The sequence below is a fragment of the Rhizobium sp. 16-488-2b genome, assembly GCF_017741815.1.
Lineage (GTDB): Bacteria > Pseudomonadota > Alphaproteobacteria > Rhizobiales > Rhizobiaceae > Rhizobium.
This window is the reverse complement of record NZ_JAGHMF010000036.1, coordinates 238,099-260,416: the sequence shown is the minus strand read 5'-3', so window position 1 is coordinate 260,416 and position 22,318 is coordinate 238,099. Positions and strand designations below refer to the sequence as shown.

Sequence of the window (22,318 nt, the reverse complement as noted above, 5' to 3'; positions counted from 1 at the left end):
GACAGCGCGGCAGGCCGCGCACCACATGACTGATCGTAACGGTAAATCGCAAGTCCTTGGAGGAGGAGACGACCATGCGGATGACCAAGTGCAGCATTATCGCAGCGGCCACTTTGGCGCTGGCGAGCAGCGTCGCCCACGCAGACGTGACATTGAGCGTATTGATCGACACGAACCCGGAAACCATCGCTTCCTTCGATGCCGTTTCCAAAGCCTATAGCGAGAAGCGTCCGGATGTGACCTTCGACGTGGAGCAACGCGCAGGCGGCTCCGAGGGCGACAACATCGTCAAGACGCGGCTGGCGACCGGCGAGATGCCGGATATCTTCCAGTATAACAGCGGCTCTCTGTTCCAGGCATTGAAGCCCGAGCAGACGATGGCTGATCTCTCCGATCTCCCGTCAGCCGCCGGCATTCTCGAGAGCTTCAAGAAGGTGGTCAGCGGATCCGACGGCCATGTGCGCGGAATACCCTTCGGCCCGGCGATGGGCGGCGGGATCTTCTACAACAGGAAGATCTACGCCGAACTCGGGTTGCAGCCGCCGAAGACTTGGGCCGAATTCATGGCCAACAACGAGAAGATCAAGGCAGCCGGCAAGGTCGCCATCGCCCAGACTTACGGCACGACCTGGACATCGCAGATCTTCGTCCTGGCGGACTTCTTCAACGTCCAGACCGAAGTTCCGACCTTTGCGGACGATTACACGGCCAACAAGGTCAAGTACGCCACCACACCTGCGGCCCTTCGCGGCTTCGAGCACCAGGAAGAAGTGGCGAAAGCGGGATTCTTCAACGAGGATTTCGGCGCGGCGAGCTTTGATGACGGCATGCGCATGGTCTCGACCGGTGAGGCAGCGCACTACCCCAGCCTGACTTTCGGGATCGGCAACATCCAGCAGAACTTTCCCGACAACGTTAAAGACGTCGGCTTTTTCGCGGAACCCGGGACCGATGCCGCGAAGAACGGTTTGACGATCTGGATGCCGGCCGCACTCTATCTGTCAGCCAAGGCCGAGCATCTCGACGAAGCCAAGAAGTTCCTCGATTTCGTGGCCTCCAAGGAAGGGTGCGAGCTGATGGCGAAGGCCGTGCCGTCAGGTCCCTATCTGATCAAGGGCTGCGAGCTGCCGAAGGACGTGCCGCAAGCCGTCACGGACATGCTGCCCTATTTCCAGACGGAAGGCCGTGCCGGCCCGGCGCTGGAATTCCTGTCACCCGTGAAAGGACCGGCGCTCGAGCAGATCACCGTCGAGGTCGGAACGGGTATCCGTTCCGCCAAGGATGCGGCCGCGCTTTACGACCAGGACGTCGCCAAGCAGGCCAAGCAGCTCGGCCTCCCGAACTGGTAACCTCCCAGACGCACCTTGCCCGGCGGATATCCGGGCAAGGTGCTTAGGAGCCGCTATGGTTATACGCAAGTCACCCTACCCCTATTGGTTCATCCTGCCGGCGGCGGTCATCTTCACCGTCCTGTTCCTGGCGCCCACGATCGCATCCTTCTGGTTCAGCCTGACGCGTTGGGACTTGTTCACGACAGCGTTCATCGGGCTTGAGAACTACAAGCAGTTCTTCCGCGAGCCTTTCCTCATCCAGGGGCTGACCAACACTGTCATCTATGCGGTGGCGACGTCGGCCGCGAAGACGGTTCTCGGCCTGCTTCTTGCTGTCCTGCTGACATCCGGCCTCTGGGCTCAGGGTCTTCTTCGAACGGTAATCTTCTTTCCCGTGCTGGTGTCGACCATCGGCGTCGGCATAACCTTTTCCGTGCTCATGCATCCGACGCGCGGCATCATTAATGTCGCGCTGGCCGCCATCGGCATACACGGGCCAGGCTGGCTGACGGATCCGGCGCTGGCGCTCTACTCGATCGTCCTCGTCGATCTCTGGAAGGGCATCGGGCTTGCGACGGTAATCTATATCGCCGGACTGGCATCCATCAGCGCCGACTACTACGAAGCCGCGCGCATCGACGGCGCAACGAGAACGCAGATGCTCTTCCGCGTCACCATACCGCTCGTCAAGCCGGCGACGATCACCGTCATTACCCTGTCGCTGATCGGCGGGCTGCGCAGCTTCGATCTGATCTGGGCGATGACAAAGGGTGGCCCCGGATTTTCCTCCGACGTGCTCGCGAGCGTGATCTACAAGCAGTATCAGGCGGGCTTTTACGGCCTCTCCACGGCCGGAAACGTCATATTGTTCGTGCTGATCGCGGTGATCGTTTTGCCGCTCACCTTCTGGCTTAATCGCAGGGAGGTCGATGTATGACCCGGCGCCAGTTTTACACCGGAGCCTCCGCCTTGGTCGCATGCTGCGTGATCTTCGTGATGCCGTTCCTGTTCATCTTTCTGACGGCAGCAAAAACCAAGCAGGATGCAGCGGCGCTTAAATTCACACTGCCAAGCGAATGGCAGCTCTGGACCAATTTCGTCGATGTGATCCAGGCCCGCAATTACATGCTGCTGCTGGCCTATTTCAACTCGACTGTTATCACGGTGGCTGCCGTGACGCTGCTCGTGCTGTTCGGCGCGATGGTGGGCTATGTCCTGCAGCGCCGGCCATCGCGGTGGAACGCGGTGATCTATGCCTTTGTGCTCGCCGGTCTGATGATCCCGCCCGCCGTCGTGCCGACGATCTGGGTGTTGCAGGCGCTTGGTTTGTTCAAGACAATTTCGGGCATGGTTCTGATCCAGGTCGCCTACGGCCTGTCGTTTACCGTGTTGCTCTTTCGAAGCTTCATCGCGACCATTCCGCGCGACCTGGATGAGGCGGCGATCATCGACGGCGCAAAGCCGCTGCAGATCTTCTTCCGCGTTGTCCTTCCTCTGCTGAAGCCGGTGACCGTGACCGTCATCGTCGTCCAATCGATCGCGATCTTCAACGATTTCACCAACCCGCTCTACTACCTGCCCGGCCGCGAGAACGTCACCGTGCAGCTCACCCTCTATAACTTCCAGGGACAGTTCCAGACGCAGTTCAATCTGCTGTTCATGAACATCCTGCTGGTGACCATTCCGCCGCTGATCGTCTTCATCTTCTTCAATCGACAGATCGTGGCGGGCATGACGGCCGGCGCAGTGAAAGGATAAGCCATGACTAGCGTTGTTCTCGATGGCGTCAGAAAGAGCTTCGGCAGCCTCGAAGTCATCAAGGGCGTCGATCTTAACATCGGCGCCGGAGAATTTTGTGTGTTCGTCGGACCGTCAGGCTGCGGAAAGTCGACGTTACTGAGGATGATCTCGGGGCTTGAAACATCGAGCGCCGGGAAGATCGTCATCGACAACAAGGATGTGACCGATGCCGAACCCTCCGAGCGCGGCATCGCGATGGTGTTTCAATCCTATGCTCTCTACCCGCACCTCACGGTCGCCGAAAATATCGGCTTCGGCCTTTCGCTTGCGAGGAGGCCCAAGGCGGAAATCGCCGAGAAGGTGAAGCAGACCGCCGACATATTGCAGCTCTCGCATCTGCTCGATCGCAAGCCGAAAGCACTTTCCGGCGGCCAGCGGCAGCGCGTGGCGATCGGGCGGGCTATTATCCGCAATCCGAAAGTGTTTCTGTTCGACGAACCGCTTTCCAACCTCGACGCATCGCTTCGCTCGCAAATGCGCATGGAACTCACCGAGCTGCATGCGCGGCTTGGCGCAACGATGATCTATGTCACCCACGACCAGGTGGAAGCCATGACCATGGCCGACAAGATCGTGGTGTTGAACGGCGGCCACATCGAGCAGGTCGGCTCTCCGATGGAACTCTACAACGGGCCGCAGACCGCCTTTGTCGCGGGCTTCATCGGATCCCCCAAGATGAACCTGTTTGAAGGGGCGGTCGCCAAGGACGAAGGATGCCGCGTCTACGGAATCCGGCCCGAGCACCTGCAGCTTTCGGCGACCGACGGCAAGTGGCAAGGCACCGTCCGGCACATCGAGCGCCTAGGAGCGGATTCTATCGTCTATCTCGATGTCGAGACGCTGGGATCGTTGCTTGTTCGCACCGACGGCGACAAGATTATCACCATTGGTGACACGGCATTCGCCTCGCCGATGCCGAACAAGGAACACCGCTTCACCTAGCCGCCGCTTCAAGCCCCGACAAACGGAATCAATTGCTCAATTCGGCTGCATTGATTCCCTGTTCGGTAGCTGGTTAATGAATTCGTCAGGCGCTCGTGGCAGCAGCTGGCGATAAGAGTGTCTGGGAATCGAGACGACGATGAGAAATCTCCGTCGTGAAAATGCGAGCGATCGCGATACCTTAGCGATAACCGCATAAATTTTCCAGTTTCCTACTTAAGGTTTCGTTAACCCTATTGTTCTGGACGATTTTCGAGAATCGTGTTCTACCTTTTGGCGGGCAATGGCCGGTAAATCGGCTTAGGGCCGCCAAGAGGGTAAAATGGCAATAGCACAACGGACGGAATCGGTGGTCGCTTTGAAGGAAGATGCTGGCAGCAAGATCTTGCGCCACGCGGGTCTTCTCTCTGGGCAACTGCAGCAACTGCGTATGCGGATGTACCCGCCCAAATCTGAGAAAATGCTTCGTCAGTTTCTGACCAACGAGGTTTCGAAGCTCACCTCCATCCCTGATTCGACATTGAAGTTGATGTCGAGCGAGGGGCGTGGCCCTGTGCCCAGCAGGCTTGAAAACAATCACCGCGTTTACACGCTCGCCCAGATCAACGAATTGCGCGAGCTTTTTGCCGCACAGAAGCCTGCGGATGCGCTGCGCTTTCTTCCTCGGCGCCGGGAAGGCGAGCATCTTCAGGTCTTGGCGATCGCCAACTTCAAGGGAGGCAGCGCCAAGACCACCACCTGCGTTCATCTCGCGCATTATCTCGCCATGCACGGCTATCGCGTTCTGGCTCTCGACCTGGATCCGCAGGCATCGCTGTCGGCGCTATTCGGCGCCCAGCCTGAGATGGATGTCGGCGCCAACGAGACCATCTATGCGGCGCTTCGATATGACGAAGCCGAACGCCGGCCCATTCGCGATATCATTCGCAAGACCTATTTCGATGGCGTCGACCTCATTCCCGGCAATCTTGAGGTGATGGAGTACGAGCACGAAACGCCTCGTGTTCTTGCTAACCGCTCCGGATCGGGCGCGATCTTCTTCGAACGGTTGAAGCTCGCCCTCGCCGAGGTCGAGAACGACTACGACGTCGTCATTCTGGATACACCGCCGTCTCTCGGCTTTCTGACGCTGAGCGCTATCTACGCCGCGACGAGCATGATTATAACCGTCCACCCGGCCATGCTCGATGTGGCCTCGATGAGCCAATTCCTTCTCATGATGGGCGACCTGATTAGCGTCTTGAACGAAAGCGGCGCCCAGCTGGATCAGGATTTCATTCGTTATCTTGTGACGCGCCATAATCCCAACGATGCGCCACAGTCGCAAGTTGTCGCAATGCTGCGCCATCTGTTTGGCCCTGACGTTCTTTTGCCGACGGCTATCGAGAGCACCGCTGTCGAAGCGGCTGGCCTGGCCAAGCGGTCTATCTATGAACTCGAAATGGGCCAGCTCGGACGCGACACCCATAAGCGTGCGCGCGAAGCTGTTGATGCGGTCAACGAGGCGATCGTCGGGCTTCTTAACAAGAGCTGGGGGCGTCCATGAGCAAGTCTCCGCGCAAATCCATTGTCGCAAGTTTCGGCCTTCTGTCGGCTGAGTTGGAAAGCGGCAAGACCACCGACATCAGCCAAGACCCCGGCCCTGCCCCCTCGCCTGCGACGGGCAATCGTGTTGGGGCGGGTGTTATTGGCGCCGCGCACCGCGCGATCGATGATATTCGTACGGAACGCGATCGGCTGAAGGCACTTGTGGAGTCGGGCGGAGCGACGGTTCGAGACGTGGATCCGTCTCTGATCGATCCATCCCCCTACCCAGACCGCCTGCCCGATGACGATGCCGCCAGCTTTGACGCGTTCAAGCGTTCGCTTGAGGTCGATGGGCAAAAGGTTCCCATCCAGATCCGGAAGCACCCCTCCGATGCTGGTCGTTTTCAGATTGTCTACGGACACCGTCGCTGGCGCGCGGCCAAGGAACTCAACAAGTCCGTCAAGGCTGTCGAAGTCGACATGTCGGACCTCGATCTGGTCGTGGCCCAAGGCATCGAGAATGCCAGCCGGCAAGACCTGACTTGGATCGAGCGCGCATTGTTTGCATCGCGCATGGACGATGCAGGGATAAAAGCGCGCGAGATTTATGCCGCGCTGTCGATCGAGGCCGCCGAACTCGCGCGCATGCGCAGCGTCTATCGCGCCGTCCCTGCCGACATTATCGAAGCAATTGGCCGTGCCCCGAAAGTCGGCCGTCCAAGATGGCTGGACCTGGCAAAGCTGATTTCCGCTGAGCCTGCGGCTTTGGACATCGCCAGAGAGACGCTCGCGCTCAAGGCTGATCCCGCGGAGTTTTCGGACCAGAGGTTCCAGCGCGTATTGGTCAGCCTGAAGCCCAGCGCTGAACCTCGACCGGCGCCAACGCCGATCGTCGACAGCAATGGCGCGCGTCACGGTACTTGCGTGGTCACTCCAAAGGAAATCCGGCTTGTGGCCGAGAATGGCCGCGAGCGTGACTTTCTAAAATTCATTGGAGCGGAGCTGCCGGCACTCGTCGAGCGGTTTGCAGCCCTGCGGCACGAGAAGCTCTGATCGCCACCGAGGCTGTCAGCTGATCCAGGAAAGGAAAACGAGCAAAAGAAAAAGGCCCCCAAACGTTGCCGTCGTGGAAGCCTCTCTCTCTGTGTAGCAACTAGAGAATCGCATTTCCCCGAATCACAGTCAAGACACTTTGGCACCTAATTTGGTGGACGGCTTTCTTTTGCCTTTTGAAAGGTGAAAAAATGCACGTTGGAGATATAACGACGCCCTTTGGGCGGCGGCCGATGACGCTTGCGTTGATGAAACGCCAGGCAGCTGCGGCGAAAATCGAATCAGGATCGTCCGTCGATAAGTGGAAAGTGTTCCGTGATGCGTCCGAGGCTAGGGCTTTGCTTGGCATTCAGGATAGGGCGCTCGCGGTTTTGAATGCGCTTCTGACCTTCTATCCCGAGAGCGAATTGGCTTCGGACCGCGCGATGATCGTGTTTCCGTCGAATGCCCAGCTTTCCATCCGCGCTCACGGGATCACCGGGACCACCTTGCGTCGTCATCTTGCCGCGCTCGTCGATGCCGGACTGATCCTGCGCAGGGACAGTGCGAACGGAAAGCGTTATGCCCGGAAGGATCGCGCTGGCGAAATTGAGCAGGCCTATGGTTTCGATCTATCGCCTCTGCTTGCCCGCGCCTCCGAATTGGCCGTGTTGTCGGAGCGAATTGCGACCGAACGGGCGCTGTTTCGGAGCACCAAAGAGACCCTGTCGATCTGCCGCCGCGATGTGCGCAAGCTGATTTCCGCTGCAATCGTCGAAGATGTCTCCGGCAATTGGCAGGCCATTGAATCGCGCTACGTCGAACTCGTCGGCAGCATTCCGCGCACGCCATCCCTTCAAGATCTGCGGCGCAGCCTCGAGAGCATCGAGAACCTTCGTCAGACCGTGCTTAATCTTTTGGAAAACAAGTTAAATTCCGAGAAAATGGACGCCTATGACATCGGATCTGGCTGCCACATACAGAATTCAAATACAGAATCCATTATTGAAATTGAACAGCAAGGCGCAGAACGCGAGGCTGAGTCTGGATCTAACTGTGAGAAACACAGCGAGCCGACAAGAAGCTTCCCATTGAGCATGGTGCTGCGAGCATGCCCGGAGATAACGAGCTATGGTCCCGGCGGATCGGTTTCGAGCTGGCGAGAACTCATGGAAGCCGCAGTGCTTGTGCGATCCATGCTTGGCGTAACGCCTGGCGCCTATCGAAACGCTTGCGAGATCATGGGCCCCGAGAACGCCGCCGCGACGATGGCCTGCATCTTACAGCGCGCGGAACATATTAAATCAGCCGGTGGCTATCTCAGGGATCTAACGGCGAGGGCGCAGAGACGAGAGTTCTCACTCGGCCCGGTTTTGATGGCTTTGCTCAGGGCGAATGGCGGGAAGGAGCCGGCGGCGGTGTGAAACGAATTTGAAGAACATTGCCAGGTGTCAAGGTTTTGAGAATTGCGTGGCGTTGTGTGATTTGATTGTGCGTTCAGCTGGTCGCGTGGAGGAGTTCCGCAAGGTTGACTGCGATTATCGTGAGCGTGAACATCTGCTGCGCGTTTTGTGATCGGGAGATTTCAATGCAATCGGGTAGATCGGCGAGAGCATAGAATGTTGACAGCTGTCAATGTTTTGAGATGGCTGCTGAGCTCGGTGTAAAGAGAGCACCTGGCCAAGGCGTTTGAGCAGCGCCGAAGGCTGACGGAAAACGGGACACCCTAGCACGCGGTCTCTGAGACCAGTTCGTGATTAAGCCAGGGAGCCGGGCATCGTATTGGCGTTATCCGTAAGCAGCACGCTTGAACAACCTTTCGATCCGGTTGCCAAGAAGGATCGAAGCGGGGAGGGGATGATCGGCTTGAGTTATAAAGGTCAGACGGAGTGCAAGTTCAAGCCACTCGGGCATATCAGAACCATCCCGCAATTCGACATGCCTGCGGTCTACTGCTTCGATTGCTTCGGCTCTGTTGAACTTCGCTGTGCCCCGATCGAGCGGCATGATGCGCGGGCCGGGTAATCGAAGGCGCTAGAGATCTGCGCCGCAGACTATCGCGATATGGGTGATGCGCAAAATGGATTGGCCGAGTGCTTTTGAGCTTCGTGTCTCTCGAAAAAGCTCCCCGATGTTTCTTATCGGCTTCGTTGATCGGCATCGACATAACTGCTGCTTGATGAAGCCGAACGCAATTTCACCGCGCTCTCCGAAACCGTTCAGACACGCAAAAAGAAGCATCCCTCGAAGGCCGAGGTCGGCCGCCATGTAGACAGCTTGCAAAGCGCTCACAGATTGCTCGCATGCACGATTGATCCGACACGAGCGGTCCGACATTGACGCAAGAATACACAGCGATCTGTTCCCAATACTTAAGCAGGGCGAGAGTTGACTTTTCCGCCGGTCGGGTGAGCCTGCCAAACAAGCTCTGTAGCCTATTGCCTGAACCGACTGATGACCTTAATCGCTAGCGCTGTCGAAACGGTATCTGCCGGTTTCGCACTGCGCCCTAATCAATTCTCTCGGGCTGTTGATTTATGCAATTAGGTGCGGAAAATCGCGGCAAACATCGAGAGAATCGTGTAAGATTCTTTTTGTAGCAACAGCACACTCAGTGAGTTCACAGTGCTGTTTCGTCCCCCTACGCAGTGAGGAACTTCAACTCCGATATGGAGTTCCTTAAGAAAATCATTTACCATGATTTCAATGCGTTACGATTCCACCAAATTACCCATCCAAAGCCTGCTCAGACCGGTTTCAGAGGCCGGCATCGGCTTGGCTCGGCTGGATGAGCGGATAGGGCGATCGCCTGTTGGAAACGGCTGGATCGAGCGATCGCATTTCACTGACGCCTGCGCCTCGCTGTGGATCGATGGCGAGCTCGTTCATCTTGAGGATCTCGTCCTCCACGATGCCGGTCACGATATTCGCGCACCGAGCCACGAACTGACGATCGCGCGCGATGTGTTGCGTACGCGCAGAAGGATCGCGTCGCAACCGTCCGCCTGGGCGCTAAGTCCTGAGGGGCTGCGCAGTCTGCGCGGTGCCGACCCTATCGGCGGCAATGCCGATTACCCGGATCGCGACAAGGCCGAGAGCGACCCCATGCCTGCCCTAGAAACGAAGGGCAATGACAGCGGCGATTTCTCCAACGCCTTTGACGCGGAGCTCGCCGAGATCGATGCTGTGTTGGCGCGCAGCGAAGCGGTGTTGGCGAATGTGACAGGTCCAGCGCGCTCATCCGGCCGCGAGCGGGAATCGTTGGCCTATGATCTCGATTGGAACGAGGACGAGCGGCTCGACGAATGGAGAGGCGTTTTGCGGCAGAACCACGACTTGCCGCCGGTGCTGCAGGCCTTGATCGCCTTCGATGCCTGGACAGAGCTCGCCGTCTTGCAACATGCCCCATGGCTCGGTCGGTTGCTCGCTGCTTCGATCCTGCGAGAGGAGGGCGTGACGACGGCGGTGCATCTCGCAGCGTTCAATCTCGGTCTCAAATCCGTGTCCGTCGATCGACGGCGGCATCGGGATCGGGAGACGCGACTGTTGGCCAGTGCCCAGGGGCTGATCATGGCCGCGGAAATAGGACTTAAGGAACACGACCGGCTGGCGCTTGCGAGACAGATGATGGAACGGAAACTCGTCGGCCGCCGATCCTCCTCGAAACTTCCGGCACTGGTCGACCTTGTCGTGGCAAAGCCGATCGTCTCTTCCGGCATGGTCAGCAAGATCCTGGATGTCACGCCGCAGGCGGCGCGGCGCATCCTTGCGGAACTCGGCTTGCGCGAGATGACGGGCAGGGGAAGATTTCAGGCGTGGGGCATCATCTAGCCGTAACCACGTGGCCGGCTATCCCGCCAGTGCGTCCTTCGGAAAGCCGGCGGCCAGAGCGTTGATGAAGTTGCGTACTGCCGGAGGCAGTCCTCGGCGTGTCGTGAAGACGATATGCACCAGTCCCCTCATTCCCCGCCATGCCGGCAAGACGCGCACGAGTTTTCCGTCCTGCAGCGCCTGTTTGCAGGTGTGATCAGGCAACAGCGCGACCCCCAAGCCGGCGAGCGCTGCGGTTCTTACCGCGGTGAAGTCGGCGCAGCCGATCCTCGGCTCGTGTCGAACCGTTTGTCTCTGGCCGTCGTCCGTTTCAAGAAGCCAGTTCACTTCACTCTGATCATCTGTTGTCGACAGCGTCGGATGGTTGGCTAAGTCGTTGATGCTGCCGATACGGCTCGCAAGCTGCGGGCTCGCGACGAGGATGCGGATGGAATTTCCGAGAGAGCGCATCGTGAGCGAGGCGTCCCCATCCAGCGAAGTGCGCACGCGAAGCGCCACATCGATCCGCTCTTCGATGAGGTCGACAGGGCGGTCCACGGCAACGAGCTGAAGCCGCACTCGCGGATACTGGGCCAGGAACTTGGCCACGAGAGCTGAGATCGGTTCGACCAGCCCGGTTGGGCAGCTCATTCGAATGAGGCCGTGCGGTTCCGATTGCGCTTCCGCGACCAGGGCTTCCGCCCGTTCGGCTTCGGCGACCATCGCCTTGCAGCGCTCATAGAAGGCCTGGCCGACGTTGGTCACCCTGAAGCGTCGGCTGGAGCGCTCGATCAGACGAACCCCAAGCCGCGCTTCCAGCCCCGCCACGCGACGACTGAGCTTCGACTTCGGCTCGCCCAACGCCCGTCCCGCCGCGGCAAAGCCGCCATGGGCCACCACTTCGGCAAAATAGACGAGATCGTTCAGATCAGACTGCATCATCGTTCTCCATATGGAACGATGGGTAGCATTTTTGCCGACTATTTGCATCAGCGTTCTGATGGCATGTTCTTCTCAACGGCAACGGGCCGCCAACACAGAGCCAAACACAGAGAAGGACAGAGACAATGAGCAAGACATTCGAAAACAAGGTCGTTGTGGTCACCGGCGGCACCAGCGGCATCGGACTGGCCACCGCAAAGGCCTTCTCGAATGAAGGCGCTTCGGTGTTCATCACCGGCCGCCGCAAGGATGCGCTCGATGCAGCCGTCAAGGAAATCGGCGGCCGGGTGACAGGCGTTCAGGGCGACATGGCCAAGCTTGTCGATATCGACCGCCTCTATGATGCCGTCCAGCAGAAGCACTCGCAGATCGACGTGGTCTTCGCCAATGCCGGCGGCGGTGAATTCGCACCGCTCGGCGCCATCACCGAGGAGCACTACGAGAAGACCTTCGACACGAACGTGAAGGGCGTGCTGTTCACGGTTCAGAAGGCGCTGCCTCTGCTGCGCGATGGCGCTTCGATCGTGCTGACCTCGTCGACCACGAGCATTTCGGGAACGCCAGCACTCAGCGTCTACTCGGCGACAAAGGCGGCGGTCCGCAATTTCGCACGCAACTGGATCCTCGATCTCAAGGATCGCCATATCCGCGTCAATGCCGTCAGCCCCGGCGTCACCGAGACGGCTGGCCTGAACGAGCTCTTCGGTAATGGCGACAGCGCCGAAAACACGAAGAACTATCTTGCCGGCCTGATCCCCGCCGGTCGGATCGGTCAGCCGGAGGAAATTGCCAAGGCGGTTCTCTTCCTGGCATCGGACCAGGCCTCATTCATCAACGGCGTCGAATTGTTTGTCGATGGCGGTCAGGTTCAGATCTGAGGATCGGTCTCAAGGAGAAAAGTCATGGCAGACATTACAACGCTGTTGGAACGGAACCTGCACGAGATTTTCGGGGAGGGCGATGCCGCCCTCCGCCAGAAGGCCGCGAAGGAGATCCTCCACGAGGACGCCGTATTCATCGAGCCGCACGGCATCTACCGGGGCCGGGACGAGATCGTTCGCATCGCCGGCGTGATCCGCGCCATGCACCCGGATTTCAAATATACGCCGATCGCACCGGCAGAGGTTCTTCAAGATCAGGCCGGACGGCTCAGATGGTCGGCCGGTGCACCGGGCGAAACACCGGCCTATGCCGGCACCGATTTCATCGTGGCGCGGGATGGCAAGATCGCAGCCATCTATCTCTTCTTCGATGGGGCTCCAGACACGACGCATCAATAATTGCGGAAATGGCAATGAACTAGAAATTATTGATGCAATTGTTGGCGCGAGTCTTTCGCGGCAATATCTCCCCATCAGCCGAGCAACAGCGTCGTCTGAAGCTTGAAACGACAAGATTGCAGGATATGAAATGACCGAGAATTTTTCTTCCATGACGCGCCGCAGCGCACTGCTCTCCGCTGGTGCAGCCGCAGCGACCATGGCAATTTCACCCGCCTTTACCTTTGCGGCAAACGCTGCATCCACCAGCTCTACAAAAGAAGGAAATACTGAAATGTCTACGATCATCACCAAGGACGGCGTCGAAATCTTCTACAAGGATTGGGGTTCGAAGGACGCCCAGCCGATCGTCTTCCATCACGGCTGGCCGCTGTCGTCGGACGACTGGGATGCGCAGATGCTGTTCTTCCTCTCGAAGGGCTATCGCGTCGTTGCCCATGACCGCCGTGGCCACGGCCGCTCCGCCCAGGTCGCCGACGGTCACGATATGGACCACTATGCCGCTGACGCTTTTGCCGTCGTCGAAGCGCTGGATCTGAAGAACGCCGTGCATATCGGCCATTCCACCGGTGGCGGCGAAGTTGCTGGCTACGTTGCAAAGTTCGGCCAGCCGGCCGGCCGCGTCGCCAAAGCAGTATTGGTATCGGCCGTTCCGCCGCTGATGCTGAAGACCGAAAACAACCCCGAGGGCCTGCCGATCGAAGTGTTCGACGGCTTCCGTGCAGCGCTCGCCGCCAACCGTGCGCAGTTCTTCCGCGATGTCCCGGCTGGCCCCTTCTACGGTTTCAACCGTGATGGCGCCAAAGTTCAGGAGGGGGTCATCCAGAATTGGTGGCGCCAGGGCATGATGGGCGGCGCCAAGGCGCACTATGATGGCATCAAGGCGTTCTCCGAAACCGACCAGACGGAAGACCTGAAGGCGATCACCGTTCCGACGCTTGTCCTGCACGGCGAAGACGACCAGATCGTACCGATCGCGGACTCCGCACTGAAGTCGGCCAAGCTTCTGAAGAACGGTTCGCTGAAGACCTACCCGGGCTTCTCGCACGGCATGCTGACCGTCAATGCCGATGTGCTGAACGCCGACCTGCTCGCTTTCGTGCAGTCCTGACGAAAAGACCTGGCCGTGGCGGACATCTGCCACGGCCAGTTACTCCATTTCCTTGAGCCGATACAGATCGATACCACCATGCAGCTGACGCCCGAACTTGTTGCCCTGACCATCCGAGATGTCCGTGATGATGGACCGGAACCGGGCTGGACGCCGCTTTCGGAAGCTGAGCTTGACGATCTCGTCGACAGGATCGAACGTGAAGCGGCAGGTGAGCCTCTTCTCGTCTTTGCCTATGGTTCCCTGATCTGGAACCCGGAGTTCGAACCAGCCAGCCGCGAACGGGCAACCGCATACGGCTGGCACAGGTCGTTCTCGCTGAAAATTCAGCGCTGGCGCGCAACCAGCGATCAGCCCGGCCTGATGATGGCGCTTGAGCGTGGCGGCCAGTGCGATGGCATCGTCTTCGAGCTCTCAACCGATCGCCGCCACCAGGATCTGCGTGCTCTCGTTGCGCGCGAGATCAAGTATAGCGAAGTGATCGACATGGTGCGGTGGCTTCCGGTGAGAACCGAAAGCGGCGTCAGAAAAGCCCTGACATTCTGGGCCAGCACCAAGCGGGCCGGACTGACAAAACAATTGCCCGCAGCGGAAGCGTCTTCGCTGATCGCGACGGCATGCGGTGAGGGTGGCTCCTGCGCCGAGTATCTGCACAACACGATCGTCGATCTTCAAGCCGAGGGCATCCGTGACCGCAACCTGTGGCGCCTGCAGGCGCTGGTCGCGACCGAGATCTTGGCGCGCCAGAAGGCGTAGCCCATCGTGCTTACCGGCAACGCGCAGGAAGGCGATGGCGTTGATACGATTTTACTAATCGCATTCGTCGCGGTAGCATGATCGCAGTCTGGGAGGACTGGCGACATGCTGGAGTTGGATTTCGGGTTATCCGAAATGGCGGAGGCGATCCGTGAGACGACGCATCGGTTTGCGACAGATCGTATTGCCCCGCTTGCCGCGAGGGTAGACGAGGAAGATTGGTTCCCGGTCGAGATCTGGCCCGAGATGGGCGCACTTGGCCTTCATGGCGTGACCGTACCAGAAGACTCTGGCGGCCTTGGGCTTGGCTATCTCGAACATGTCATCGCCTGCGAGGAAATCAGCCGTGCCTCGGCATCGGTCGGCCTGTCCTACGGCGCGCACTCCAATCTCTGCATCAACCAGATTTCGCGCTGGGGCTCGGCCGGACAAAAGGAGCGATACCTTCCATCTCTGATATCGGGCGCGCATGTCGGCAGCCTTGCCATGTCGGAAGCAGGCGCCGGCTCGGACGTCGTCTCGATGCGGCTCCGCGCCGATAGGGTCGATGGCGGCTACCGCCTCAACGGCACCAAATTCTGGATCACCAACGCGCCTTACGCCGACACGCTGGTCGTTTATGCCAAGACCGTTCCCGATGGTGGCTCGAAAGGCATTACCGCCTTTCTGGTTGAGAAGGGCTTTCCGGGCTTCTCGATCGGTCAGAAGATCAACAAGGTCGGCATGCGGGGCTCGCCGACGGCGGAACTGGTCTTCGATGATTGCTTCGTTCCCGAAGAAAGCATCATGGGCCAGCTGAACGGCGGCGTTAAAGTGCTGATGTCCGGGCTCGACTATGAGCGGGTCGTGCTCTCAGGCATTCAGCTCGGCATCATGCAGGCCTGTCTGGATGTGGTGCTTCCCTATATTAGGGAACGAAAACAGTTCGGAACCCCGATCGGGAGTTTCCAGCTGATCCAGGCGAAGGTGGCGGATATGGTCGTGGCGCTGAATTCCGCCCGCGCCTACGTCTATGCGGTGGCGCGAGCCTGCGACGCCGGCAAGACGACGCGGCATGATGCGGCCGGGGCCATTCTCTACGCGTCTGAGAGTGCAGTCAAAGTGGCCGAGCAAGCGGTCCAGGCGTTGGGCGGCGCCGGATATACGAAAGACTGGCCGGTGGAGCGGTACTGGCGGGATTCGAAGCTGCTCGACATCGGCGCCGGTACCAACGAGGTGCGCCGCATGCTCATCGGGCGCGAAGTCATCGGCACTGAGGGGAGGGGCTGATGCCGGAGCTGCAGACGATGCTCGATCCCAGCTCGCAAACCTTTGTCGCCAATCAAGCGCACAATCTCGCTCTCGTGGAGACGCTCCGCTCCAAGGTGGCGCAGGCAGCCCGAGGCGGTTCCGAAAAGCATCGCGAGCGGCATGTCGAGCGCGGCAAGCTTCTCCCGCGCGACCGCGTCCAGCGCCTGCTCGATCCCGGCTCGCCGTTTCTCGAGATCGGACAGCTTGCCGCCAATGGCATGTATGACGACGAGGCGCCCGGCGCGGGCATGATCGCCGGCATCGGCCGTGTCTCGGGCGTCGAATGCATGATCGTGGCGCACGACCCGACCGTAAAGGGCGGCGCCTATTTTCCGATGACGGTGAAGAAGCATCTGCGGGCGCAGGAAATCGCCTGGGAGAACCGGCTGCCCTGCATCTATCTGGTGGATTCAGGCGGCGCCAACCTGCCGCATCAGGCCGAGGTCTTTCCAGATCGCGATCACTTCGGGCGCATCTTCTACAATCAGGCGCAAATGTCGGCGGCGGGCATCGCGCAGATCGCCTGCGTCATGGGAAGCTGCACGGCGGGCGGGGCTTACGTGCCGGCGATGTCCGATGAAACCGTCATCGTGCGCAATCAGGGAACGATCTTCCTCGCCGGCCCGCCACTGGTCAAGGCGGCAACGGGTGAGATCATATCCGCCGAGGAATTGGGCGGCGCCGATACGCATGGCCGGAAATCTGGCGTCGTCGACCATGTCGCTGAAAACGACGAGCACGCGCTTCTGATCGTCCGCGACATCGTCGCGACGCTCAATCGACCAAAGCGGGTGGATATAGAGGTGGCCGAGGCGCGGCCGCCAAAACTCGATCCGAAAGAGCTCTACGGCATCGTTCCGCGAGACGTTCGCACGCCTTACGACGTCCGCGAGGTCATTGCCCGTATCGTCGACGGTTCGGAGCTGCAGGAATTCAAGGCACTCTACGGCACCACGCTGATCTGCGGCTTTGCGCGGATTTGGGGCATCCCCGTTGCCATTCTTGCCAACAATGGCGTGCTCTTCTCCGAGAGCGCATTGAAGGGCGCCCATTTCATCGAGCTTGCCTGCCAGCGGCACATACCGCTGCTCTTCCTTCAGAATATCTCGGGTTTCATGGTCGGTGGCAAATATGAAGCCGAAGGGATTGCCAAGAACGGCGCAAAACTGGTGACAGCGGTGGCAACGGCATCGGTGCCGAAGATAACGGTGCTGATCGGCGGCAGCTTCGGCGCGGGCAATTACGGCATGTGCGGCCGTGCCTATCAGCCGCGCTTTCTGTTCACATGGCCGAACGCCCGCATCTCCGTCATGGGTGGCGAGCAGGCCGCCTCGGTTCTGGCAACAGTGCATCGCGATGCCGAGAGCTGGAGCGCTGATGAGGCCGAAGCCTTCAAGGCGCCGATCCGGCAGAAGTACGAGGACGAGGGTAACTCCTACTACGCAACCGCGCGGCTATGGGACGACGGGATCATCGACCCCGCTCAGACACGCGACGTACTCGGTCTGGCCTTCGCGGCGACGCTCAATGCACCGATACCGGAGCGCGCCCAGTTCGGCCTGTTTCGCATGTAGCCGCAAAGGCAGGGAGAGAAGAGACCGTGATAGACAGCCTGCTGATCGCCAATCGCGGCGAGATCGCGAGGAGGATCATAAGAACGGCAAAACGGCTCGGCATCCGCACGATCGCCGTGCACTCCGAGATCGATGGCGACATGCCCTTCGTTCGCGAGGCGGATGAGGCGGTGTGCATCGGGCCGGCACCCGCCAAGGACAGCTATCTCAGTGCCGACAGTATTATCGAGGCCGCGATGCGGACCGGCGCGAAGGCGATCCATCCGGGCTACGGCTTTCTCTCCGAAAATGCAGAGTTCGCAGAACGGGTCACGGCCTCCGGTCTGATCTGGGTCGGCGCGCCCGCGGCCTCCATCCGGGCCATGGGCCTCAAGGATGCAGCCAAGAAGCGGATGATCGCGGCGGGCGTCCCGGTCACGCCAGGCTATCTCGGCGAGGACCAATCGGACGAGCGGCTGCAGCGCGAGGCGGATGCGATCGGCTATCCTGTTCTCATCAAGGCTGTCGCCGGTGGTGGCGGCAAGGGGATGCGTCGGGTCGATAGTGCTGCGGAGTTTCCGGCGTCGCTCGCCAGCTGCCGCCGCGAAGCCGTAGCTGCCTTCGGCGATGAGCGGGTGCTGCTGGAGAAATACATCCTCTCGCCACGACACATCGAAGTCCAGGTCTTCGGCGACACGCACGGAAATGTCGTCCACCTGTTCGAGCGCGATTGTTCGCTGCAGCGACGCCACCAGAAAGTCATAGAGGAAGCGCCGGCGCCGGGCATGGATGCGTCGACGCGCGAGGCGGTCTGCCAGACCGCGGTTCAGGCAGCGCGCGCGGTCGATTATGTCGGGGCGGGGACGATCGAATTCATCGCGGATGCGTCCGAAGGGCTTCGCGCCGATCGCATCTGGTTCATGGAGATGAACACCCGGCTGCAGGTAGAACATCCCGTGACCGAGGCCATCACCGGTCAGGATCTGGTGGAGTGGCAAATCCTGGTCGCATCCGGCGAGCCGCTGCCTCTGCGCCAGGAGCAGTTATCGATCAACGGATGGGCGATGGAGGCGAGGCTCTACGCCGAAAACCCGTCTACGGGCTTCCTGCCTTCGACCGGGCGGCTGAGCCATCTGAAGTTTCCCGAGGGTGTAAGAGTCGACAGCGGTGTCGAAGAGGGCAACGAGATCAGCGCCTATTACGATCCGATGATCGCCAAGCTGATCGCCCACGGCGCAACGCGCCAAGAAGCAGCGCGGCGATCGGCCGGTGCGGCAGCGGGTGTCGAGGTCTGGCCCGTGCGCACCAACGCAGCCTTTCTCGCGCGCACGCTCGATCATCCCGATTTTCGCGCCGGCACGGTCGACACCGGCTTCATCGAAAGACACGCAGCCGACCTGATCCCGCCGGCCGAGCCCAGCGAACGCGTGCTGCAAGCGGCAGCGCGGGCGATCCTGCCGAAGCCGGGCGGCGACATATGGACGACGGGAAACGGATTCAGGATGAACGCACCGCCGTCGCGGGAGATCGGTGTCGAGGTTGGCGGTGCAGCCTATCGGGTAGAACTGCGCTATGGCGGCGAGCCGGCAGTGACCGATGCCGGCGTGCTCTTTCTGGATGGTGAAGCCTGGCCTTTCGGGCCGCCACGCGCCGGTTATGCGGGCGGGAGTGCCGGCCATTCCGATGGCGCGATCGTCGCACCGATGCCGGGCAGGGTGATCGCGCTCATGGTCGCCAAGGGAGACCGAGTGACCAGAGGGCAGCCCCTCGCTGTCATCGAGGCGATGAAGATGGAGCAGACGCTCAGCGCGCCGTTCGATGGCGTCGTTTCGGAGATGAAGGTCCTTGCCGAGGCACAGGTCGTCGAAGGCAGTGTCCTCATGCAGCTGGAAGGAGACCAATGATGGCCGGGCGTCATTTCGAGGACTGGACCATCGGTGAGAGGATTTCGCACGAGATCCGTCGCACGGTCACCGAAACAGACAATCTCCTCTTCTCCACCATGACCCACAATCCGCAGCCGCTGCACATCGATGCGGAAGCGGCGAAGGCCAGCGAATTCGGCCAGATACTCGTCAACGGCACCTTCACCTTCGCGCTGATGGTGGGGCTCTCGGTCGGTGACACCACTATGGGGACGCTGGTTGCCAATCTGGGCTACGACAAGCTGGTCATGCCGAAGCCTGTTTTCATCGGCGATACGATGCGCGCCGAAACCGAGGTCGCCGATCTGAGAGAGAGCCGATCGAGGCCTACGGCCGGCATCGTCACCTTCCAGCACGAGTTGATCAATCAGCGCAGCGAAGTGGTTTGCAGATGCCTGCGTAGTGCACTGGTACAGAGGAGGTCGGCATGAGGCTGCGCTCACTGCTCTTTGTGCCGGGCGACCGGCCGGATCGCATGCAGAAGGCGCTCGGGCTTTCCGCTGATGCCCTGATTCTCGACCTGGAAGATGCTGTTGCGCTTACCGAGAAGCCCGCCGCAAGAGAGGCTATCGCGACGTTCCTGCGATCGGCCGAACGGCGGGCCAAGCTCTTCGTGCGGGTCAATGCTCTCGGGAGTGGCCTTCTGGAGCAGGATCTCGCGGCCATTCTCGATGCTCGGCCCGACGCGCTTGTCTTGCCGAAGGCCGAGCGCAGTACAAGTGTCGAGGCCTTGGCTGCTCTGGCCCCCGGTGTGCCGATCATGCCGATCGCGACGGAAACGCCTGCCGCAATCTTTCAACTCGGAAGCTACGCGGCCGTTCGCCACCTGATCCTGGGATTGACCTGGGGGGCGGAGGATCTACCAGCGGCGATCGGTGCAACACGGTCGCGAAATGAGGATGGCAGCTATACCCATCCCTATGAAATGCTGCGCTCTCTGACACTGTTTGCCGGTCACGCCGCCGGTGCCGCTGTCATCGAGACCATCTACCCGGCACTCGGCGACCTGGAGGGCCTGCGACGCTACGCGCACCGGGCGCGTAGCGATGGTTTTACGGGAATGATGGCGATTCACCCCTCTCAGCTTCCCGTCATCAACAAGGCCTTCTCGCCGACGCAAGCCGAAGTCGAAAGGGCTCAAGCCATCGTCGCGGCATTTGAAGCAAACCCGGAGAAGGGCGTGCTTCAGCTCGATGGCCAGATGATCGACGCACCGCACCTGCGGCAGGCCCGGCGCATACTGGAGCTTGCAACGGGACCAGCGTAAGCGTTAGCGCACGAAGCGGCGTTCAGTTTCGAGCCGCCGCCGAACGCCGCCGACGTGAAACTCCCTTCAATCAGGCTTTCTGTCCACGGTAATCTTTCGCAAGCTTGCGGCAGGCACGCAGGGTGAGCGCCATGACCGTCAGTGTGGTCCCCGTTGTCCCGCCGCCTGCGAATGAGCTGGCGTCGGTGACCAGCAGGTTGGGCACATCCCAACTCTGGTTCCAGCTGTTGAGCACGGAGGTTTCCCGCGACGCGCCCATGCGCGCGCCACCGCTTTCGTGGATGGCGGCGCCCATGCACATGGTCTTCTTGAACCATTTGCGGAACAGGAAGCGGCTGAGCGCGCTTGCTTCCGGAAACGCGCCTCGGCCCATCTCCTTGAGGCCCAGCGGAGAGCCGATGAAGTCGAGGTCGCCGCCGGCGCCCTTCACCATGTCGATCAGGGTCTTTTCCTGCTTGCGGATCAGCTCCTGCTCGGGCGCGTTCATGACGCAGCGGATGTGCGGAACCGGGATCCCCCAGGCGTCCTTGCGGCTGGGGTCGAGCGTGATGCGGTTGTCGGCATCGGGTAGCATCATCCCGAAACCGAAGAAGGCGAGGTTGGCGGGTTGATCGTCGCCAGCCGGCGCACGGCCGACGCTGCCCTGGAAGGCGAAATCACCGCGTTTCGGCTTGCCCTCCACCTGATCGAAGCGCGGGACGAAGATGCCGCCGGACGGGTTGTAGAAGGGATCGTGCGGCGCGGAATCGTCTTGCGACCAGCCCTTGGAAGGCGGGAAGGTGCCGAAGGCGAGGCAGGGCAGCTGGTCCATGAAATACCGGCCGAGCGTGCCGGAGCTGTTTGCGAGCCCGTTCGGATGCTTCTTCGAGGATGAGTTTAGCAGCAGGCGCACGCTTTCGATTGGCGAGGCGCAGAGGATGATGTTTTCAGCGCGTATCGTCTGGACGCTGCCGGACACCTTGTCGGTGAACTCCGCGCCGGTCGCACGACCGGTTTCGGCATCCGTCGTGATGCGACGCACGATGGCATTGTGCTTGATGGTGAGCTTTCCGCTTGCCAGCGCCTCGCGCAGCGGACGCGGTACGCGCTCGGGATCTGGCGCGATATAGCGCCAGGACACGACGTGCCGCTCGGGGGCTTGGCCCTCGACGGTCTTCTTGAAGAGCTGCTCGGCGGGCGTGAGCTTGGCCGGATGCGCGTAGACGCCGTCGGGCATGGCCGCGACGTGATCTTCGTTGCCGTAGAGGCCGAGATGGGTCTCGGCTTCCGCGTAATAGGGCGCGAGCTCGTCATAGGAAACGGGCCAGTCGACGCCGATGCCGGTGCGGCTGTTGATCTTGAAGTCGTCGTCGCTCCAGCGGTTCAGCACGCGGCCGAAGCTGTGCAGGCGACCGCCGGCCTGGCGGCCGCGGATCCAGAGGAAGGGCTCGCCGCGCGGTGTGGTGTAGGGGTTCTTGCGGTCGTTGACGAAGAAGCGGCTGAAGCGCTCGGTGAAGAAGGCGGCGCGCGCCTGGATCGGCTGGCCCTTGATGGTGGCGCGAGCGCGCTCCCAGATGTTGATGGCGCTCGCCGGCGGCTTCTTCTTGGAGGGGTTGAAATCGTTCTTGCCGATCTCGGGACCGGCCTCGAGCAGAAGAACGGAAAGGCCGTTCGCCGTCAGTTCCTTGGCGGCAAAGGACCCGGCTGCGCCGGAGCCGATCACCAGCGCGTCATACACTTTCTCAGACATGTCGTTCAAAACCTGACTTCATC

Annotated in this window: 19 protein-coding genes; 17 read left to right on the top strand and 2 right to left on the bottom strand. The window is 60.5% G+C overall.

Annotated features, from left to right (window positions below):
* Positions 1–74 precede the first annotated feature (74 nt).
* The 8 genes from J5286_RS27740 (at position 75) to J5286_RS27705 (ending at position 10,463) form a co-directional block, all read left to right on the top strand.
* Positions 75–1,349, top strand: a complete 1,275-nt coding sequence (locus J5286_RS27740; protein WP_209193196.1) for an ABC transporter substrate-binding protein — start codon at positions 75–77, stop codon at positions 1,347–1,349.
* A gap of 55 nt (positions 1,350–1,404) precedes the next feature.
* Positions 1,405–2,268, top strand: a complete 864-nt coding sequence (locus J5286_RS27735) for a carbohydrate ABC transporter permease (protein ID WP_209193195.1) — start codon at positions 1,405–1,407, stop codon at positions 2,266–2,268.
* Positions 2,265–3,089, top strand: a complete 825-nt coding sequence (locus tag J5286_RS27730; RefSeq protein WP_209193194.1) for a carbohydrate ABC transporter permease — start codon at positions 2,265–2,267, stop codon at positions 3,087–3,089. The genes J5286_RS27735 and J5286_RS27730 overlap by 4 nt, the downstream gene beginning before the upstream one ends.
* 3 nt (positions 3,090–3,092) lie before the next feature.
* Positions 3,093–4,073 (top strand): ABC transporter ATP-binding protein, encoded by a 981-nt coding sequence (locus J5286_RS27725; protein WP_209193193.1) that lies wholly within the window; start codon positions 3,093–3,095, stop codon positions 4,071–4,073.
* Positions 4,074–4,395: 322 nt separating this feature from the next.
* Entirely contained in the window at positions 4,396–5,619 is a 1,224-nt protein-coding gene (gene repA / locus J5286_RS27720; RefSeq protein ID WP_209193192.1) for a plasmid partitioning protein RepA, read from the top strand.
* Positions 5,616–6,653, top strand: coding sequence for a plasmid partitioning protein RepB (repB, locus tag J5286_RS27715; protein WP_209193191.1), 1,038 nt, complete (start codon positions 5,616–5,618; stop codon positions 6,651–6,653). Before repA ends, repB begins: the two co-directional genes overlap by 4 nt.
* 191 nt (positions 6,654–6,844) lie before the next feature.
* Positions 6,845–8,056, top strand: a complete 1,212-nt coding sequence (repC, locus tag J5286_RS27710; RefSeq protein ID WP_209193190.1) for a plasmid replication protein RepC — start codon at positions 6,845–6,847, stop codon at positions 8,054–8,056.
* 1,273 nt (positions 8,057–9,329) lie between these two features.
* Positions 9,330–10,463 (top strand): RHE_PE00001 family protein, encoded by a 1,134-nt coding sequence (locus tag J5286_RS27705; protein ID WP_209193189.1) that lies wholly within the window; start codon positions 9,330–9,332, stop codon positions 10,461–10,463.
* 18 nt (positions 10,464–10,481) lie between these two features.
* Here the strand turns inward: J5286_RS27705 and J5286_RS27700 are convergent, their stop codons facing one another.
* Positions 10,482–11,384, bottom strand: a complete 903-nt coding sequence (locus J5286_RS27700) for a LysR family transcriptional regulator (protein ID WP_209193188.1) — start codon at positions 11,382–11,384, stop codon at positions 10,482–10,484.
* A 125-nt stretch (positions 11,385–11,509) separates the two neighbouring features.
* Between J5286_RS27700 and J5286_RS27695 the strand changes: the two genes are divergently transcribed.
* The 9 genes from J5286_RS27695 to J5286_RS27655 all read left to right on the top strand — a co-directional run bounded on the left by J5286_RS27695 (position 11,510) and on the right by J5286_RS27655 (position 20,566).
* Positions 11,510–12,262, top strand: coding sequence for an SDR family NAD(P)-dependent oxidoreductase (locus J5286_RS27695; protein ID WP_209193187.1), 753 nt, complete (start codon positions 11,510–11,512; stop codon positions 12,260–12,262).
* A 24-nt stretch (positions 12,263–12,286) separates the two neighbouring features.
* Positions 12,287–12,664, top strand: a complete 378-nt coding sequence (locus tag J5286_RS27690) for a nuclear transport factor 2 family protein (RefSeq protein WP_209193186.1) — start codon at positions 12,287–12,289, stop codon at positions 12,662–12,664.
* A gap of 130 nt (positions 12,665–12,794) precedes the next feature.
* Complete coding sequence (locus tag J5286_RS27685; RefSeq protein WP_209193185.1) at positions 12,795–13,775, top strand: alpha/beta fold hydrolase; 981 nt, start codon at positions 12,795–12,797, stop codon at positions 13,773–13,775.
* A 78-nt stretch (positions 13,776–13,853) separates the two neighbouring features.
* Positions 13,854–14,531 carry a gamma-glutamylcyclotransferase gene (locus J5286_RS27680; protein WP_209193381.1) on the top strand — a complete coding sequence of 226 codons (678 nt, stop codon included), beginning with the start codon at positions 13,854–13,856 and terminating at the stop codon, positions 14,529–14,531.
* Positions 14,532–14,636: 105 nt separating this feature from the next.
* Positions 14,637–15,800, top strand: coding sequence for an isovaleryl-CoA dehydrogenase (locus J5286_RS27675; RefSeq protein ID WP_209193184.1), 1,164 nt, complete (start codon positions 14,637–14,639; stop codon positions 15,798–15,800).
* On the top strand, positions 15,800–17,395 hold the full coding sequence (locus J5286_RS27670) for a carboxyl transferase domain-containing protein (RefSeq protein WP_209193183.1): 1,596 nt from the start codon (positions 15,800–15,802) through the stop codon (positions 17,393–17,395). The genes J5286_RS27675 and J5286_RS27670 overlap by 1 nt, the downstream gene beginning before the upstream one ends.
* A gap of 26 nt (positions 17,396–17,421) precedes the next feature.
* Positions 17,422–19,278, top strand: a complete 1,857-nt coding sequence (locus J5286_RS27665; RefSeq protein WP_209193182.1) for an acetyl/propionyl/methylcrotonyl-CoA carboxylase subunit alpha — start codon at positions 17,422–17,424, stop codon at positions 19,276–19,278.
* Positions 19,278–19,730: a MaoC family dehydratase gene (locus J5286_RS27660; protein WP_209193181.1), complete on the top strand. Its 453-nt coding sequence runs from the start codon at positions 19,278–19,280 to the stop codon at positions 19,728–19,730. Before J5286_RS27665 ends, J5286_RS27660 begins: the two co-directional genes overlap by 1 nt.
* Positions 19,727–20,566 carry an HpcH/HpaI aldolase/citrate lyase family protein gene (locus J5286_RS27655; RefSeq protein WP_209193180.1) on the top strand — a complete coding sequence of 280 codons (840 nt, stop codon included), beginning with the start codon at positions 19,727–19,729 and terminating at the stop codon, positions 20,564–20,566. The genes J5286_RS27660 and J5286_RS27655 overlap by 4 nt, the downstream gene beginning before the upstream one ends.
* A gap of 70 nt (positions 20,567–20,636) precedes the next feature.
* On the opposite strand, the gene J5286_RS27650 is transcribed toward J5286_RS27655, so the two are convergent.
* Positions 20,637–22,295, bottom strand: coding sequence for a GMC oxidoreductase (locus J5286_RS27650; RefSeq protein ID WP_209193179.1), 1,659 nt, complete (start codon positions 22,293–22,295; stop codon positions 20,637–20,639).
* Between the last annotated feature and the right edge of the window lie 23 nt (positions 22,296–22,318).